The organism is Phocaeicola sp. RTP21359st1_B8_RTP21360_211022 (genome assembly GCF_040911965.1).
Taxonomy (GTDB): Bacteria; Bacteroidota; Bacteroidia; order Bacteroidales; family Bacteroidaceae; genus Phocaeicola; species Phocaeicola vulgatus.
The window spans coordinates 1-16,556 of sequence record NZ_JBDFXP010000025.1 but is presented as its reverse complement, the minus strand read 5'-3'; the positions used below and the strand labels follow the sequence as shown (position 1 = coordinate 16,556).

Below are 16,556 nucleotides of genomic sequence, written 5' to 3'. Positions count from 1 at the left end.
ATTATTTTTGAATTTTTCGTTCGATAGCTTTTGTTAAAGGGTTCGCTTTTGGCAAACTATTTATATAGTTATGTATCTCATTGCTTAATGAAAGCATTCTAACAAAAAATATATCCGCTTTTGTATCTATATCTTCGGTCTTTATATTACTGAATAATAATTTTAATCTGTCTATTTTGTCACCAAATAATAAATTATTCTCATCGCAATTAAGTATTCTCCAACAATTTTCTGACTTTGGATCTTTTCTTAGGTTATCATTAATCAAGTGAATAATCATGTCTTTTTCTGAATCATCGCAAGCATTAATAATTCCAGGCAAATCTCGCTTCATCATACTGTTTGTTTGCAAGGTACATAATCTTCGGAATAACAGCATGACTTTGTTTGTAACCAACGAAGCTATTGGTTTTTCATTTTTCAAAGCATCTCGTGCTATCCAGAAGTAGTTTTGTAAATTTATATCTTTTAATGACGGATCTGAGCTTAACCATTGCCTCAAATAATCTGACGACCAGTTGTCTTTCCATTGTGGATTTTGAATACCATTTTCAGTTTTTGCTTCTTGCTCAACATCATCCAATGGCAAAACACCTCCATTTGCATTTTGAAGTTTATAAAGTTCTTCAAAACGAGAATTGTACAGTGTGTTGTACTCCAATACCATTAGTTTGGTTAATACTTCAGGGCGTATATCTGTAAAACCTGCTACCTCAGCTAACTCTTGACGTACATATAAGGTATTTAGAAAACGTTTTAGTTGTCGTGGATTACCATTTAAAAAACGCTTAATAAGAGGTACAGTTGGTAAACGATATTCTACTGCATGAAAATCAATTTTTTTATCTTTGGAAATATTTGCTTTGATGTCATCTATATTATATTTGGAATGCTTGTCTGTTTTTCTGAACTCCAAATATTTCTGATGTATTTCATTAAAGTAGATATCATTTAAATGATTTTTGCATAGAAGAAGTGTGATATAAGTCTCTTGCTCGTTGTCAGACAAACGTGGCAGTTTGTATGGTAGCTGAATGAGTTTTTCCAAATAGTCTGAAAATGGACTGGATATATCTTCTTTCTTCATTTGAATAGGATAATGCTGACTAATAGCATATTCAATAATACGTTCATCTGCACCAATGATAAATGCGGTTTTCCTTACATTTACAAACAACTTGACGGCCTCCAGGCAACCAATAATTCTTTTGGGTTCACATCTATCCAAATCATCAATATAGACAACAACAGCCTTATATCCCATATCGTCAACCAATTCATCAAAGAGTTCTCTGAATGTTGCGATAAATTTTGATGTATTACCTTTTGCTACATCTTTAAGTAGATTGTTGTATTTATCCTTGTTTGTTATCTTATCAAGGTCTTCCTTTGTTGGCAACCATTTCTTCAGCCAATCAGGAGTGAGATTTTCATAGGCTTTCTTCAAGATAAATACGCCTGCTTTCAAAAAGTTGATTCGCTCGAGCAAATCATCTACCCGTTCAAATACATTTTTTCGCTTATTAATATCTTTGTCAAGTGCTTCTAATATACTTTCTATCATTGTCAGTTTTGTTGAGTCATAGCTTTCAAACTGCCAACTATTAAAATACACTTGAAGTATAATCTTACAACCCTTTTCATGTTGAGATTTTTCCCATTCATGCAAGGACTTTTGAAGCAATAGCATCAAACTACTTTTTCCAGATCCCCAATTTCCAAATACCCCTATGGAAATGGGTAACATATCATCATTCAAAATTATTTTTTTGAGTAAATCTGCATGGACCTGATAGCCAAGCAAATCTTGCGTTGTTTCATTATCTGACCACATTTTATACTCTTAAATTAAATTGTTTATATCAAGTGTGTCACATTAATTTTCTTATACTTATTCCCCATGCCAAGGGCAAAAGCCATCTGGTCTTTTATAATCAGCTCACCCTTTTGAAGTCCGGCTATAGCAGTTCTGATTTCTTGAAGTTCTTGACCACTCACGCCAAACAAGTCTTTGATGACCTTATCATCAATAGTCTGCTGCTTCATAATAAGTGGGTATTGTGCATTGGCATAAAAATCAAAACCTTTTGATTTGAAGCTACTCATGTTCTGAGTGGCAAGGATAATACTCAGACCTTTATTTCGGCCTACAGCAATTAGATTACGCAGAGGGCGATTGTCAAAGTCAAGCATATAGTGAGCTTCATCAATAATAGAGAAATGACGTATTTGTACTACTTCATCATTCACTGCTTGTTTATCCAATAACTCATAAATGTTATTAAGTTTAGACATCAGGAAATACACAATAGCTTTGGCTATAGGGCCATCTTTTGGATATCCATCCATCTTGATGATGTAGCTGTCATCAATCAAAGAAACTTTATCTTCTGATTCAAAGATATGCGCATTAACCAATTGCTTCAGAACAGAAGAAATACTATCATCATTATTTGCATCTTTCATTCGTGATTGATAGCATTTCAGCATTAATTCAAATGAAATAGGGGCGCCATTTGTCGATTTATAGGCTTCTACAATAGCTTCACTAAGACGATTGTTCATGTTGGCACTCGCACTTACTCGGTCTATGGAACATAAAGCAGAAGACATTTCTGTAGAGTACAGATTGATTTCATTGATAGAACGCCCAGTGAAATCCTTAAATGGAGTAAAAGGCAATGGCTGTGTCAATGGATCCAGAATACAAGAACGGTCCACATCGAAAAGTGATAACCAATGGTTATTCTGTATATCGCTGAACTCTCCTTTGTAATCAAACAAAAGGAAGTTCACGGGATATTGTGATTCTGTGGATAACATTCTGAATTGCTGAATCAAAACAGCCAGCAAATTAGTCTTTCCAGATCCTGTAGCTCCCGCAATGATAATCTGTGAGTTGGTAATGGAACGACTGTTTATGTCCAAAGTCGCTTCCATTTCTTCATCACCATAGTTGCCAATCAGAAGATTCAGCACTGGAATATCTTTTGTCATGGCTACTTTGTTGTTCATAGCGTATAAGAAGGAATCCAGATTGTTGTCAGACATCAGATAGTCACGTCCACGAAGCATTTCTGCTGCGATAATTCGAGAAAGAGTAGCGTTTTGAGTCCAATCAATATTCAAGTCTGCATATCTTAGCTTTAACAATGCTGAATATAAGGTACTTAAATCATGCATCGTGAAAAAACTTGGTATGATTCTGGCTGATGACACTGATAGCTGTATATCCTTATAATCATCTATGGAACGTTTTGTAGGCAAACTTAGTCCCACGATGAAGCAGATACGCATTACCTTATTCTGATTCAAGTTTATACGTTTCTCCCGATCAGCTGTTCTGGAAAGATTGATTTTTGATTCAATCAGTTCCTTGATTGGATTGATTGCGTCAAACAATCCTTCCATCTGGCGCGTATTTGAAAAATTTATGATGCTCATTTCTTTTACTGATTAAGAGTTAAACCAAAATAACCGTCTTCAACCGTAGTATTCTGTGCTTCTACATTGCGATGAAGTGTATAGGTTTTGGAAATAAACGGTTCCAGTTTGATGTAGTCGCTGTCTGTTCTGATTTCAGAGGTCGTACAAAGCAAAATCGTTTGTTCTGCCAATTGTGGAAAATATTCTTCCATCAAGGCATCACGACTTTCATTATCAAGAACACCCATTACTGTATCAATCATTACAGGTGGATTATAATCTCCCAGGTTTCGCAATACTTTCAATAAAACCTGGATGAAGATTTGTTTGGATGCAGCATTAAGCTGATTCAATGAAATCTCATTTCCGGCAGTATGATAGAGTTTTATATTGAATTGTTCAATGCTGTCGGACAACTCAACTTTGGCTACATGACCTTTATATGAAACCAGTAACTTGTTGAGTTGCTGTTGCATTTCACTTTCAATCTGGGCTTTTTTCTTCTTCAGCAAACTGTCTGCAATCTTTTCAAACAGAGGTTTAAGCTTGACCAAAGTGTCGAATTTAATATCAGGTTCTTGCTGGATTTGTACATCAAACTGATGAATCCGTTTCTCAAGACGTTGAATGTCTGCTTTCAGAGTCGCTTCCTGACCTTTCAGTTTCTCTATCTGTTTTTGAGCGGCTTCATAATTTTGAATTAGATATTCATTACCACCGGCCTGTGTTTGTTCCAAGGTCTGTTTTTGCGAACGTAAGTTATCCAACGTGGAAAGTTGAATTTCCAGTTCCTGGCGTTGGCGGTCAAGTGCAATGAACTGATTGGAGCCAGTTCTTTTTACCAAGTTGGATAAAGCGGTTACTTCCGCTTCGTCAAGATAACCAAAAGGATCTTCTTTATTAGTACTATTTTGGATAGCTACAATATGAGATACAACCTGTTCTTCATCCACAGATTCACTGCATAGTGACAAATCTTTTAAGTAAGTTATAATTTTATTTGTCACGTCTTTCAATGTCTCCAACGGATAAGCACCAGTATTCTCTTTCTGAAGTTGTTCCTTTATGTGGAGGATATTATTGATTTCTTGTGCCAGGTTCGAAGCTAATTTAGGTAAGAATAAATCAATTTCTATGTTATCAACAAATGCTTTCAAGTCCTCAGCATACGTTGCTGCACGTTTTACAATATCGTCAATTTTACTGGCAAGTTCCTGTATCTTCTTATTAAGGGCAGATGCTTCTTGGGCACCGTCTTTTGCCCGTTTATATTCCACTTCTACCGACGCAAGATACTTATATTTTGTATCTTGTTCCGCTATACACGTATTTAAGTCTGCGGTCAGTTTGTCTTTTTGTGCGCATAATTCATTATATTCCTGTGCTTCTTTTTCTGCTTCAAGACGTTGCTGTGCCCATTCTTGCTGTAGTTTTTCAGCAGCACGCTTTAACTGAAGGTATTTTTTGAAGCCCAACACATTCTCAAAATTATCACGAATGGTTTGGGCAAATACATTTTTCTTCAGCAATTCACTCGATTGCATTGCATCAAACAGGAAATACTGGCTCAGTTCCTGAGGCAGATTAGCTTTGATGATTTTATTGATTTCCTGTTCTGCTTTTACCCGGTCTTTGGGAGCAGTCATTGTACCGTAAACATACATGTTCCCGTTCATGTTCAGCGATACGCTTTCCAATGGCTTGCCTTGCGGATTTAACTGATAAACACGCTTTAATATGTACTTCTGTTGCTGGCCGAGTACTTTCCCTACAAATGTTATTTGTAAGGAAATCTCAGGTTTGGCTGTATTTAAGGCTCCCTGATTGAGCAATTCCATGAAATGCTCTTTGTTTTCAATTTTCAAACCATAAAGAGCTCCGCTTATGGCCTCGAATAAAGTAGTCTTACCGCCACCATTTGCACCGCCAATCAGAATAATAGGGCGATCGTCATCGACTGTCAAATCCAGATCAAGTGACAAGTAAGTCTTATAATTGCTTATTTTAATTCTCTGTATCAGCATAATCGTATTTATTGACGTATTTTTTGGATTGCATTACGGATGATGTCTTCCGTTTCATTATCACTCATTTCTATCACGTCAACCTTCTTGGCATGATAGGCCTTCAGAATATCTTCACTTAACCAGTCAAAATCTACACCTTCCGCTTCACAGATTGCTTCTATCATAGCTAAATCATCTTTGCGGATGCCGTAGTGAACAAATTTCGGATCTATACCTTTAGCCATAATCTTTATGCGTTTTCAGGATAAAAAGCATCCCAGTTTAACAAATCAGTAGTATTCTCAATAGGTAGTTTGGAATATAGCCAGTTACTTCCATCTTGAATGATAACTCCTCCATAAAGAGGTGTATCTTTAGTTGAATATTCCTGGATATATTGCAACAAGGCATTATGTTTCTCCGGAGCAGTTACATCACTTCCGGCACTTTTCGTATCGAAAAGATATACATGTCCATTCTTCATACGGATAACAAAATCAACGTAAAATAAAGATTTTCCGTATGCAATGGCATAATGTTGTTTTCCTTTGTCCCCATTCTTATACCACCAGTCAATCCATTGTGAATGTTCTTCCAAATATTTCACAAATTCCTTCTCTGGATTAGAAGCTTCGTTAAGTTGTACGAATGGCAACAAAGCATGATTTTTTGCAGTCTCAATATGGTTGGTTTCACTGTCATAGACTCTTTCTTCCGGAACTTCCCAGTTGTATTGTTTTAATTCTCTGGCAGCGGCAGATCTTCTTTTCGCATGTTCTCTTTTACGGGCGTATGTTTCTAAGGCCATGTCCAGCAAACGGTCAAACTTTGGTTTGTTATCATAATAAAGGACTACCTTTTTTGCATCAGTATCGAAGACTCCAAAATAGTCAGCAAGCATTTCAAGCAGGTAGTTGGCTATTTTATCAGCTCTACCTTTACTCTCAAATTGATGTCCTTTACCGCTTATATATGCCATAAATACGCGGTCTATTTCAGATGCTTTACGGGCAAAGCGCACTTGATCTACTTTCAATATCTGTTCTTCATTCTGGAAGTGTACATCTTTCGGAATCTCCACATTGATTGTCTTGACATCCAAACGAATTGAATTCTTTACCCGTCTTCTGTTTTCATTTACTAAATCGTCATCACTTTCCGGCAACGGAGTAAATTCAGCATTATCATTTCTTAAGGTGGCCAATTCTGCGATAGAAAACAAGCCGGCACCTCTTTCCAGTTTCCAGAATTCATCTGCTACTTCATACAATGTTTTCTTGAAGTCTGGCCCCAAATAATTTCGTTCCACATTAGGACGTTCTGAATAGTAAGCCGGTAGAGACACATTCTCAAGATTTTCACGTCTGCATGCCGTAATTGTATTTTTCAGGATATAGTCAGAGTCGGCTGTGACAATCTGAATTTTATCTTTTGCAATATCGGTATAAACATAACCGATATTAAGCTGTTCTTTCGGATAATGTTTCTGTTCCGGCATTCTCAGAATACGTCCTACGGTTTGTATTGTAAACTGGTCGCTTTGCAATTTTCTGAAGATCAAAAGAACAGCTGCACGAGGGCAGTCCCAACCCAAAGCAATTGCTTCTTTGAATAGCAATACTTGCGTCATATTATCGGGACGTTCCAGTCCGGCGAGATTCTCTTTTTCGTTGGCGAGCCATACGGCCAATAATCCATTTTCGGCGGTTATCCCGCATATAGCTTCCAAATAGGTTTTCACCTGTTCTGTGATAGCTTGATCTTCCGAAGTCATGGTTTCCTTCACATCGTTGGGCAGCTGGATAAGTAATAGGGGATTGATTTTGACGCCCAATTCCTGATAAAGCTCAGCCAACTGATTACGTTTTGCCAATGCCGCCTTAATCAGATTTTCGTTCAGTGTGCGTTCTTCACTGAAATCCAGTTCTATATCCGGATTCAGCACGACTTCTTTCTTAATCATTTCAGCCGCAATAACATCCTGTCGGTAAACTTTTACTTTTTCATCAGGATGAAGTGTCTTGGGAGTGGCCGAAATACGCAGTTCCACAGCCGGATTGATACGTTCCAGCACTGCTGCCGATTTATCGGCAGTTTTTGACCAAAACATGTGTTCCTCGTCTATGATGGCAACAATGGGCAAATCGTATTCTTCTTGTGTCCGTCGTGCAATTTCATACAAAGAAGCAAAGCTTTCGTTTTCGCGTACCATGACATTACTTTCTTTGTTCACACTTTCCCAGTTGACAAACAATATTTCTCCAGATTGTATGCCTTCACTCTGGTCAATCTCGTCAAACATTACAGGCCGAAGTTTCCGTGTTTCGCCAAAGGCATTCTTTAAGCTGACATAACTTTGCAGGTGAAGTTTACGAGGTGCAAACCAAATATAGGCAACTTCCTGATAACGGCTGTCACCACGTTCTTTCAATTCGTCGGTTATATTTGCCAAAGCCTGACAGGTCATGACCGTTTTTCCCGCACCTGTTGGCGCTTCACACACAATTTTGTGTCGTTTGCCACCGAGGTTTAACAGACGGATTGTTTTATCGGTCAGTTCATTGACAGCGTTCTGTTGGTATGGTATATTTTTCATTGTTTTCTTCCTTTTTTATTCTCTAAGTTTTTCTTTTCTATCTCTTTCATTTCCAGTAGGAAACGGTCATAATCAGATAAAAATAACTGATCTTGTATGATTCTGTACTTTTCAAATTCCGTTTCTGCATGCAAACGTGCAATTTCAGCAGTCACACGTCCGGCATCATTAAGAAGACCGTATTCAAAGAGATTGATAAAACTGTTCAAACGCTGTTCCCAGTCGGCCATAGTCAGAGGAATGTGACGCAAAGTCATTGATTCTGCAAAATCCAGATAGGCAGTAACCATGCGTTGAAGTTGTCCCATTTCTGTATCTGACAAATAATTTTTAGCTATCACTACATCGCTTTTCCGTATTTTCCCATCAGGAGCATCAGCCCATGTAGTCAATCCCATGTGTTCTTTTGTGGCATCTGCACGTTCTACAATGAGTTCCGCTGCAGTATGTCCATGAACAGCATAGTGCATCTTATTCTGTACTGTAGCATAAAAACGTCGAGTAGCCAATGCTGTCTTGTCGTAGTCTACGGCTGTTGCATATAAATCCGTTATTTTTTGATAGAACAAACGTTCACTGGCGCGTATCTCACGGATACGTTCCAGTTGTTCATCAAAATATTTATCAGTAAGAAAAGTTCCGCGCTTCAATCTTTCCGAGTCCATAACCCACCCTTTAATGGTGTACTCTTTGGCTATTCCATTTACCCATTTTCTGAATTGTACGGCCTTTTCTGAATTAACCTTGAAACCAACAGCAATAATCATTTCCAATGAATAATGATTTGTGTTATACTGTTTCCCATCCGGAGCAGTTATTCGAAATTTTCGAATAACTGAATCTGCTTGCAATTCACTATCTGCGAATATCTTTTTGATATGATAATTGATGGTATGTACTTCTACACCATATAGTGCTGCCATCAGTTTCTGGGTGAGCCAAATGTTTTCATCTTCGTAGCGTATTTCTATTTGCTGTTCATCATTTCCCACGCATGCCACATAGTTCAAGTATTCTGCTGCACTGCTGCGTACAGTTACTTGCTCTTTTTTCTTTTTATTCTTATCTGACTGCTCTTTCATGCTTCCTCCTCATCTGTAAAGTTCAACATTCCATCAAACAGGTCTTTATCTTTTTGAGTGGTTGCCAGAGCATCATCTTCCGGCGCAATGATGGCATCCTTTTTCTTGGGAAGAATTCTGCGGTAAGTATTGTATATGGCTTGTGGCAGAGCGCATAGCTCCACCTTGTCGCTGACATCATCAAACGAACCTTCCCAAGGGTCTTCACTGGGTGAGAACACATAAACTTTTATTGGTTGAGGTATGTCCATATCATAGATTATATCAACCAATTCATCGATGGCTTCTTCACGATAAATTACAAGCATCTGTTTTTTACCATCATCGAAATAGCGGAAGATACCTTTATAGGTTTTCTGACCTCCAAAGGTGTTTTGTTCCGTATAAAGGTCTTCTTTGATACAAAGCATATCTGTAGCAAGATTAACCAGTTTTCGCATATTCTGCATCGAGCGGTTGCGACCAACAAATCCGGTACGGTAATAGCGGAGATTGTTCTTTGTTAAACCTGCTACCTCTTCGCCTTTTGCGTTTGTATAACCTTGAATTACTCGCCTGTTTCGTTCGTAAGTAACTTCTTCACAAATGTTGTTTTCATTATTTGTAACAAGAATACATTGGCGGTGACCTCCATCTTCTGCATTAAGTTGCATAGTGGCATGGAGGGTAGTACCACTTCCCGCGAAAAAGTCGAGAATAATTCCTTTTTTATTGGCTATTAAATTAATAAATAATTTGATTAATTCTATAGGCTTCGCATAGCTGAAAGCCTTAGAATTAAAAATAGTTTTGATATCATTTGCTGCATCTGCATTTAAAATACCACTTATAAGATTTTTATAAGGTACAGATTTTTCTATTGCATTACCTTCATTATCAACATTTAAATATATCTTATATTTAACAGCCCAACCATTTTTCTTTTTGTTTGTTGGTACAATCTCAATAAATTTGTTTTTGATTCCCCATTCAACTTTTTCTTTACTCCATTTCCAAGTCCATCCATCATTAACAAAAGAAAGTCTTCCATTTGGGAAAATCATAGAGCCATCAGGTGCTTCAATTCCGTAATTAAGTCCATCACTATATTGAATACTACCTCTATCTAAAGAGTCGTAATAAAATGGTCCTCGTATTTTCTCAAATTCATCAGTGTATCTATATCTTTTTATATCAAAAGCATTTTTGTTATAAGAAAAAATATTTTTAGCATTTTGAGGATCGAGACAATATACAAGGATATATTCGGTAATTATTGCTATTCCATTGGCATCTGCTGCACCTGTTTTTTTTTGCCAAATTAAATTAGTAATAAATCTATCTGCTCCAAAAATTTCATCGCAAAGCAACTTTAACTGCGCTTGTTCATTATCATCAATAGAAATAAAAATTACTCCACGGTCAGATAACAACTTCTTGGCAATTTTCAAACGACGACTCATAAATGACAACCATTTAGAATGGCGATAAGAATCTTCCTTATCCACATAACTGTCGTTATATATAAAATCTTTATTTCCTGTATTATATGGAGGATCGATATAGATTACATCTATCTTTCCCTCATGTGTATAAGCCAAAATAGCAAGAGCTTCCAGATTATCTCCTTCAATCAGAATATGGTTTGGTGCATCATTATCTTCACTAATAATGACACGTTCCGGCACCTCTGTCAAGATGGGCAGTTCTTCGCGAAGACGTTCTTCTACGTCCTCCGGCTTATCTTCCCATACCAGACCATAAGTTTTATTTTCTCGTAACAAACCTAACAAGTCACTACGTTCTTTATCGGTCAGTCCTTCTAGAGTATTGATACGTTTTATGAGATTGGCTCTATCATTACTGTTCATAACATTACTTGGCTTTACTGTTTTTGAATTCTAACTAACTGAACATCGTCACGTGTAGAGTTCAGCAGTTCTTTAATATCTACATCCAGAACACGCGCTATCTCCAGCAGCGTTTCCAGTCCGGGTTGTGATGTGTTTGTACACCACTTCGATACCGTGGCAGGGTCCTTTCCTAATTGTTCGGCCAACCATTTGTTGGTCCGCTTCTTCTCCACAAGCACAACCTTGATGCGGTTTATGTCTTTTTCTTTTTCCATAAGGATTTTCTTTCGTTCCATGCAAAGATAAGAAAGCCTATCTATTTTTCATCATTTCAATAGGACTATTTGCAATAAGATTTGCGAATTAATTCAATTATATAGACTAAAAAGATGCAAAGTCGCAAACTATGACTAACTTTGTTTTTAAGTAGGTTGAATAAACATTATAACAATGAAAATACCCGAATTAGAAAGAACAGGAATTACTTGCGAAGAATCGTTTAGAATAATTCTAACCACACTAAAGTATGAAGTGATGTTCTTAAAAGGTAACTATAACTCCAGTGACATAAATTCTGTAAAAGACTATTCTTTAGTGATAGCTGAACGTATTGTAAAAACAGCTGACACTTTACATTCAGTAATAGAAAGAGATAGAGACTATGTGATAGCAAATATGATCATTCGTTCAATGGCAGATAGTATTTCATCCTTTATTCTTATTTACAGAGAGGAAGATATAAATGTAAAATTATTGCGACACTATCTTTATATAATAGATGGACTACAAAATCGTATAAATCAATTATCTAATAATCCTACATATAATGAGAGTATTAGTAAGGAAGATTATGAAAAATTGTGCCTACAGGTTAAAGCAGCCAAACAGAATTATCAAGAGGCTTGTAATTTTTCAGTATGTCAGATAAAATCATTACCTATTTATGCAAATAATAAAATGTTCATCGATAAACTAATAGAAGGTCATAATTGGAGATTTCAGTCGCTTCGTTCTTCTCCCAAAAGCCGCTTTTCATGGGAGAAAATGTATGACTTAATGGGCTTTAAATGTCCTTCATCTTTCTTTTCATCACTCTCTGATTATGTTCATGGATTAAGTACAAGTAACCTAAATCTTGAAATGGAAGATGAACTTTTTGATCCTGTATACAGTTTCGGAATATCATTACTTGGAAAGTTAATGTCTTCATTAAAAGATATTTTCCCTGATGAATTTTCATCGATACTATCAAAAACATTCTCTTCTGTATTATGTGATCAGAATATTCCCAAACACTATATTCAAAAATTTCTTCAAGGACTAAATTTTGAATATAAAATATAAGACAATATGATTACCTGGAATATAAATTTATAAAAATAATGGTGTTTATACATGTAAGAAATGTAATTACCATTACATTATTTTAGGGGTAACGGTAAAAAAGGAGAGGAAAATCCTCTCCTTAATAAAGACATACACATTACACCTCCAACTCCTTCAACGGCATCCATAATTATATTGTCTGAAAAATCCTCTGTGGATAAGTTTCAAACCAAGGGTCTGATAATACTTGTAGTCATCATCTTCGGTGCAGAGGTATTTGTAACCATAGCATGGGGCGTACTCCTTGAAGAAACGGGCAAGGTCTTTCAGATTTTCCTGCTGGTTCAGTTTAAAGTTGCTGCGCACAATGATGGTGCTTCAGTCGGAGATGCTGCCAACACCACAACCGTATTCCCCAAAACGGATGTATAAATTCATTTCGCATACATATTCGTTATCCGTTCTTTGGGCTTATTCTCATTATTGGAAGCAATAATGTAGTCGAACATCTTATCATTATCCGAACGCCGTACAAGCGTTTTTCCATCAAATCTTACCACTTGGATTTTCGGGGTTCTGATATACCAATAAATTGAGGCTCCCTCTGACGTTGAATGCTAGTCTCTTTACCCCGCGGTCTTGTACTTCAATTGTTCAAATCTACAATTTTGCTATTTTATAACTAATAACTTTGGATAGTTTATCTCTGATATTCATTACCTTTGTATTCTGAATTAACATATAAATATATGGAACTGAAAGATTTTATAAGCAATACCATTGAACAAATATCATTAGGTATATTAGAGGCATCTAAGAAATGTAATCAGTATGGCGTTATTGTAAACCCTAATATTACAATTGGGGAACAAGGAGATTTTTGTATTCCCAAACAACCAGAACACGTTAATATCCAAAGACGAGTACAATTGATAGATATGGATATCGCTGTTACTGTTATTGAGTCAGAAGAAGGAAAGATTGAAGGCAAATTAGGAGTATCATTTATAGGAGTTGGTGGAAAATCTCAAGAAGGTAAAAGTACATCAAATGAAAGTAGAGTGAAATTCTCGATCCCAGTCTGTTTACCTGTAACAAATATAATTGGGAAGTAATACATAAGCTTTTTATAGAGTAGGAGGTATTTTAGGGTAATGTCGTAAATAATCACTTTATTTCATTGGCATATCTAAAGGAACATCCAATAGTCAAAAAAGGATTTCGCCAAATGATGTTTAGACTTAAAGGTTGGTTGCCCAAAAGAGTTACAGGAGCAAAAGCTATTTTTCAAGCATGGACAGAGAAATAGACGCCTTTGAAGGTAAAAAAGGCTAAATATAATAATGCAGCAGTTGCTGACTGGAAAGATTAGATTGATTTAAAAACGAGATAGGATAAAATATGATTAGAGCATTAAATCCAAAAATTCTGACTTCTGAAGATTCCTCTTATAAAACGGTTAAGGAATTAAATGAAGTAATTGAAGAAGCCTTGAAAAAAGGAGAAATAAAAAATATAGCTCTTACTGGACCATTTGGCTCCGGTAAGAGTTCAATTCTATTGACTCTCAGGAAGAATTTTGGTAATTATGAATATCTCCCTATTTCATTAGCAACTTTAAAGGCAGATGAGGAAGAAAATCCTCCCCAAAAGACTGATGAAGAAATTGAAAAGCTAAACAGAAGAATTGAATATAGTATATTACAACAACTTATATACCGGGAAAAAACTTCAACAGTCCAGAATTCAAGATTTAAGCGAATTATACACATTGATGAGGGGACATTAAGAAAAATCTCATTAAATGCTATCCTGTTTTTTATATCGTTTTTAATAGCTTTTGAACCAAAATGGTTGAGAGTTGAAAGTATATGTAATGCACTTAATTGGGGTGATTATAATATTATATTTGACAGCATAGCGATATTATATATGCTGACAATCCTTTATTTTGTTGTGGAATATTTTGTACGATCATATGGTAATTCAAAACTCAATAAGTTGAACCTTAAAGATGGAGTTATTGAAATTAAAGAAGAAACTTCAATCTTTAATAATCATTTGGATGAAATTCTATATTTCTTTCAAGTAACTAAATATAATGTTGTTATTATAGAGGATTTGGATAGGTTCGGCAGTCCAGATATATTTCTAAAGCTAAGAGAGTTAAACCAATTACTCAATGAATCTAAAATAGTTAGTAGAAACATAGTCTTCGTATATGCTGTAAAGGATGATATTTTCCTTAACGAAGAACGTACAAAGTTTTTTGACTATATTACGACTGTGATACCTGTTATCAATCCGTCAAATTCTAAGGATATACTAAAAGCCGCATTAAATGAAAGAGGTTTGGAAGATAATGTGATTAAGGATGGTGACTTAAGAGATATGGCCTTCTTTGTTCAGGATATGCGTATCTTAACCAATATTGCCAACGAATTTCAGCAATACAGGGAAAAGCTGTGTACTGGGAATAATCAAAAATTGAATCTGACAAAATTATTGGCTATGATAGTTTATAAAAACTATTATCCTAAAGATTTTGCAATGCTTCATAGACGAGAGGGAAAGGTTTATAACTGTATAAAAGAAAAGCCGAACTTTGCTAAAGGTGCTTTGGATGAAATTGCTAAAAAGGAAGAAACATTGGAAAATGAATATCAAGCATTTCTTAAAACGAAACACTTAAAAGAGTCAGAATTACGCCTTATTTATTTGTATAAAATAAGAGAACGTATAAATAATAAGGTCACAGAATTTATTATTGACGGTCAAAACTACTCTTTAGATCAAATTTCTAAAGACAAAGATCTTTTCAACAAATTGATATCAAAACGTGAAGTTTGTTACTCTTATTGGGGGTATTATGGTGGAAATGAGCATACTTCTTATACTTTTGATTTTAATTCTATAGACAAAGAAATTAATTTTAAGAGACGTATAGCTTTACTTAGAATACCAGAAAGTAAATTTGAGCGAGACAGAGCAATGCTATATAAGCAAAAGCTAAATGTTCATAAGTATCGATTAAAGATACTTATAGGTCATTATAAACAAGGAGAAAGTGACTTATACAAGAGCATTGGACTATCTGAGATGATGGATGTATTTATTCGTCGAGGATTTATTGATGAGGAATATTATGACTATATTTCCTTCTTTTATGAAGGAATGGTCTCTTTAGCAGACAGAGAGTTGTTGTTATCTATCAAGAGAGATATACCAAAGGAATATTCTTACCACATTGATAAGGTAGAAAATTTCGTTAAGGAACTTCTTCCTTATATGTTTGAAACAAAGGCTATTCTAAATAATGATTTGTTGGATTATGTATCATCATCTCATAAAGACTATTTTAATCTAATAATGAACATATTGGAAACAGATCAAGCCCCCTTAGATTTCCTTGCTCAATATTATCTTTATGGTAATGCTCAGAAACAAGTTTATGAACATTACATCGAATGGGATGAGATACAGTCCTGGATAAATATAGAATCATGGAACAATAATGATGAAAAAAATACATTAATAGAAGGTTGGCTTAAATACAGTAAGGAAATTTGTAAAGAAGCCAGGGGATGGCTAAATAATCATTATGAGTTTCTAACTGATAGATTCGAGAATATAGGAAAAGAACGGTGTTTGGATTTAGTAATAGACTCAGAGTTCAAGAAGCTTAATGACAAGAATTCGGAACTTCTTAAACAGTCAATAGATAATCAGGCATACGAGATAAACAGCCATAATTTATGTATTATTGCAAATTTCATTTTTAATGATTCACAGGTAGAAGAAGGAAACTTAAATCTAAGCAGAATTAGGGATACAAAATACAGTATCTTTATAGAAGATATTGAAAACAATATAGATAAAGCTGTAATGCACTTCTCGAAAGATTGTAAAGATGAAACGAAAGATTCGCTTTTGTTCATTTTAAATAGTGAGAAGATAAAGACTGATGATAAGGAAAACTATTTAATAGGGCAAAAAGAACTGTTAGATGATGATAGCAATATTAATACAGATGAATTGAAAACACTTGCATATAATTTGTTTTTAATTAATCCAACATGGAAGAATGTTATTTCATACTATAACAATAAAAACAAAGATGAAAATATTCTGATAAAATACATTGAACACTTCTCTGATAATTTGGGCAACCAAATGATTGAAAAAGATGACAGTGAATATTCGTCATTGGGTGTAGATACTAATTGAAAAGTGCGCTGTATTCTAATTGAAAAGAGCTCCATCCATAACTTGTTACAAAATTACTATA

Annotated in this window: 11 protein-coding genes and 1 pseudogene; 3 read left to right on the top strand and 9 right to left on the bottom strand. The window is 35.3% G+C overall.

From position 1 onward, the window contains the following. Position 1: 1 nt before the first annotated feature. The 8 genes from AB5062_RS13560 to AB5062_RS13525 are packed head-to-tail and all read right to left on the bottom strand — an operon-like array spanning position 2 to position 11,217. A complete protein-coding gene (locus AB5062_RS13560; RefSeq protein WP_005646236.1) occupies positions 2 to 1,834 on the bottom strand; it encodes a P-loop NTPase fold protein in 1,833 nt (610 codons plus the stop codon). A gap of 23 nt (positions 1,835 to 1,857) precedes the next feature. Beyond that, positions 1,858 to 3,444 (bottom strand): ATP-binding protein, encoded by a 1,587-nt coding sequence (locus AB5062_RS13555; RefSeq protein ID WP_005646237.1) that lies wholly within the window; start codon positions 3,442 to 3,444, stop codon positions 1,858 to 1,860. Between the two features lie 5 nt (positions 3,445 to 3,449). Continuing rightward, positions 3,450 to 5,450, bottom strand: a complete 2,001-nt coding sequence (locus tag AB5062_RS13550) for an AAA family ATPase (protein ID WP_005646239.1) — start codon at positions 5,448 to 5,450, stop codon at positions 3,450 to 3,452. A gap of 8 nt (positions 5,451 to 5,458) precedes the next feature. After that, on the bottom strand, positions 5,459 to 5,677 hold the full coding sequence (locus AB5062_RS13545; RefSeq protein WP_005646242.1) for a DNA modification system-associated small protein: 219 nt from the start codon (positions 5,675 to 5,677) through the stop codon (positions 5,459 to 5,461). A gap of 5 nt (positions 5,678 to 5,682) precedes the next feature. Further along, positions 5,683 to 8,028, bottom strand: a complete 2,346-nt coding sequence (locus AB5062_RS13540) for a DEAD/DEAH box helicase (protein WP_007855534.1) — start codon at positions 8,026 to 8,028, stop codon at positions 5,683 to 5,685. Then, positions 8,025 to 9,110, bottom strand: coding sequence for a virulence RhuM family protein (locus AB5062_RS13535; protein WP_007855535.1), 1,086 nt, complete (start codon positions 9,108 to 9,110; stop codon positions 8,025 to 8,027). The genes AB5062_RS13540 and AB5062_RS13535 overlap by 4 nt, the downstream gene beginning before the upstream one ends. Further along, positions 9,107 to 10,960 carry a site-specific DNA-methyltransferase gene (locus tag AB5062_RS13530; RefSeq protein WP_005646249.1) on the bottom strand — a complete coding sequence of 618 codons (1,854 nt, stop codon included), beginning with the start codon at positions 10,958 to 10,960 and terminating at the stop codon, positions 9,107 to 9,109. Before AB5062_RS13530 ends, AB5062_RS13535 begins: the two co-directional genes overlap by 4 nt. 14 nt (positions 10,961 to 10,974) lie before the next feature. Next, complete coding sequence (locus AB5062_RS13525; RefSeq protein ID WP_005646253.1) at positions 10,975 to 11,217, bottom strand: helix-turn-helix transcriptional regulator; 243 nt, start codon at positions 11,215 to 11,217, stop codon at positions 10,975 to 10,977. Between the two features lie 175 nt (positions 11,218 to 11,392). Between AB5062_RS13525 and AB5062_RS13520 the strand changes: the two genes are divergently transcribed. Then, positions 11,393 to 12,286: a hypothetical protein gene (locus tag AB5062_RS13520; RefSeq protein ID WP_005646255.1), complete on the top strand. Its 894-nt coding sequence runs from the start codon at positions 11,393 to 11,395 to the stop codon at positions 12,284 to 12,286. A 139-nt stretch (positions 12,287 to 12,425) separates the two neighbouring features. On the opposite strand, the pseudogene AB5062_RS13515 reads toward AB5062_RS13520, so the two are convergent. After that, positions 12,426 to 12,706: pseudogene (locus AB5062_RS13515) on the bottom strand (hypothetical protein). A 311-nt stretch (positions 12,707 to 13,017) separates the two neighbouring features. On the opposite strand from AB5062_RS13515, the gene AB5062_RS13510 reads away from it, so the two are divergent. Next, on the top strand, positions 13,018 to 13,383 hold the full coding sequence (locus AB5062_RS13510) for a trypco2 family protein (RefSeq protein ID WP_005646259.1): 366 nt from the start codon (positions 13,018 to 13,020) through the stop codon (positions 13,381 to 13,383). Positions 13,384 to 13,669: 286 nt separating this feature from the next. Next, positions 13,670 to 16,495 carry a P-loop NTPase fold protein gene (locus AB5062_RS13505; protein WP_229097060.1) on the top strand — a complete coding sequence of 942 codons (2,826 nt, stop codon included), beginning with the start codon at positions 13,670 to 13,672 and terminating at the stop codon, positions 16,493 to 16,495. Positions 16,496 to 16,556 lie beyond the last annotated feature (61 nt).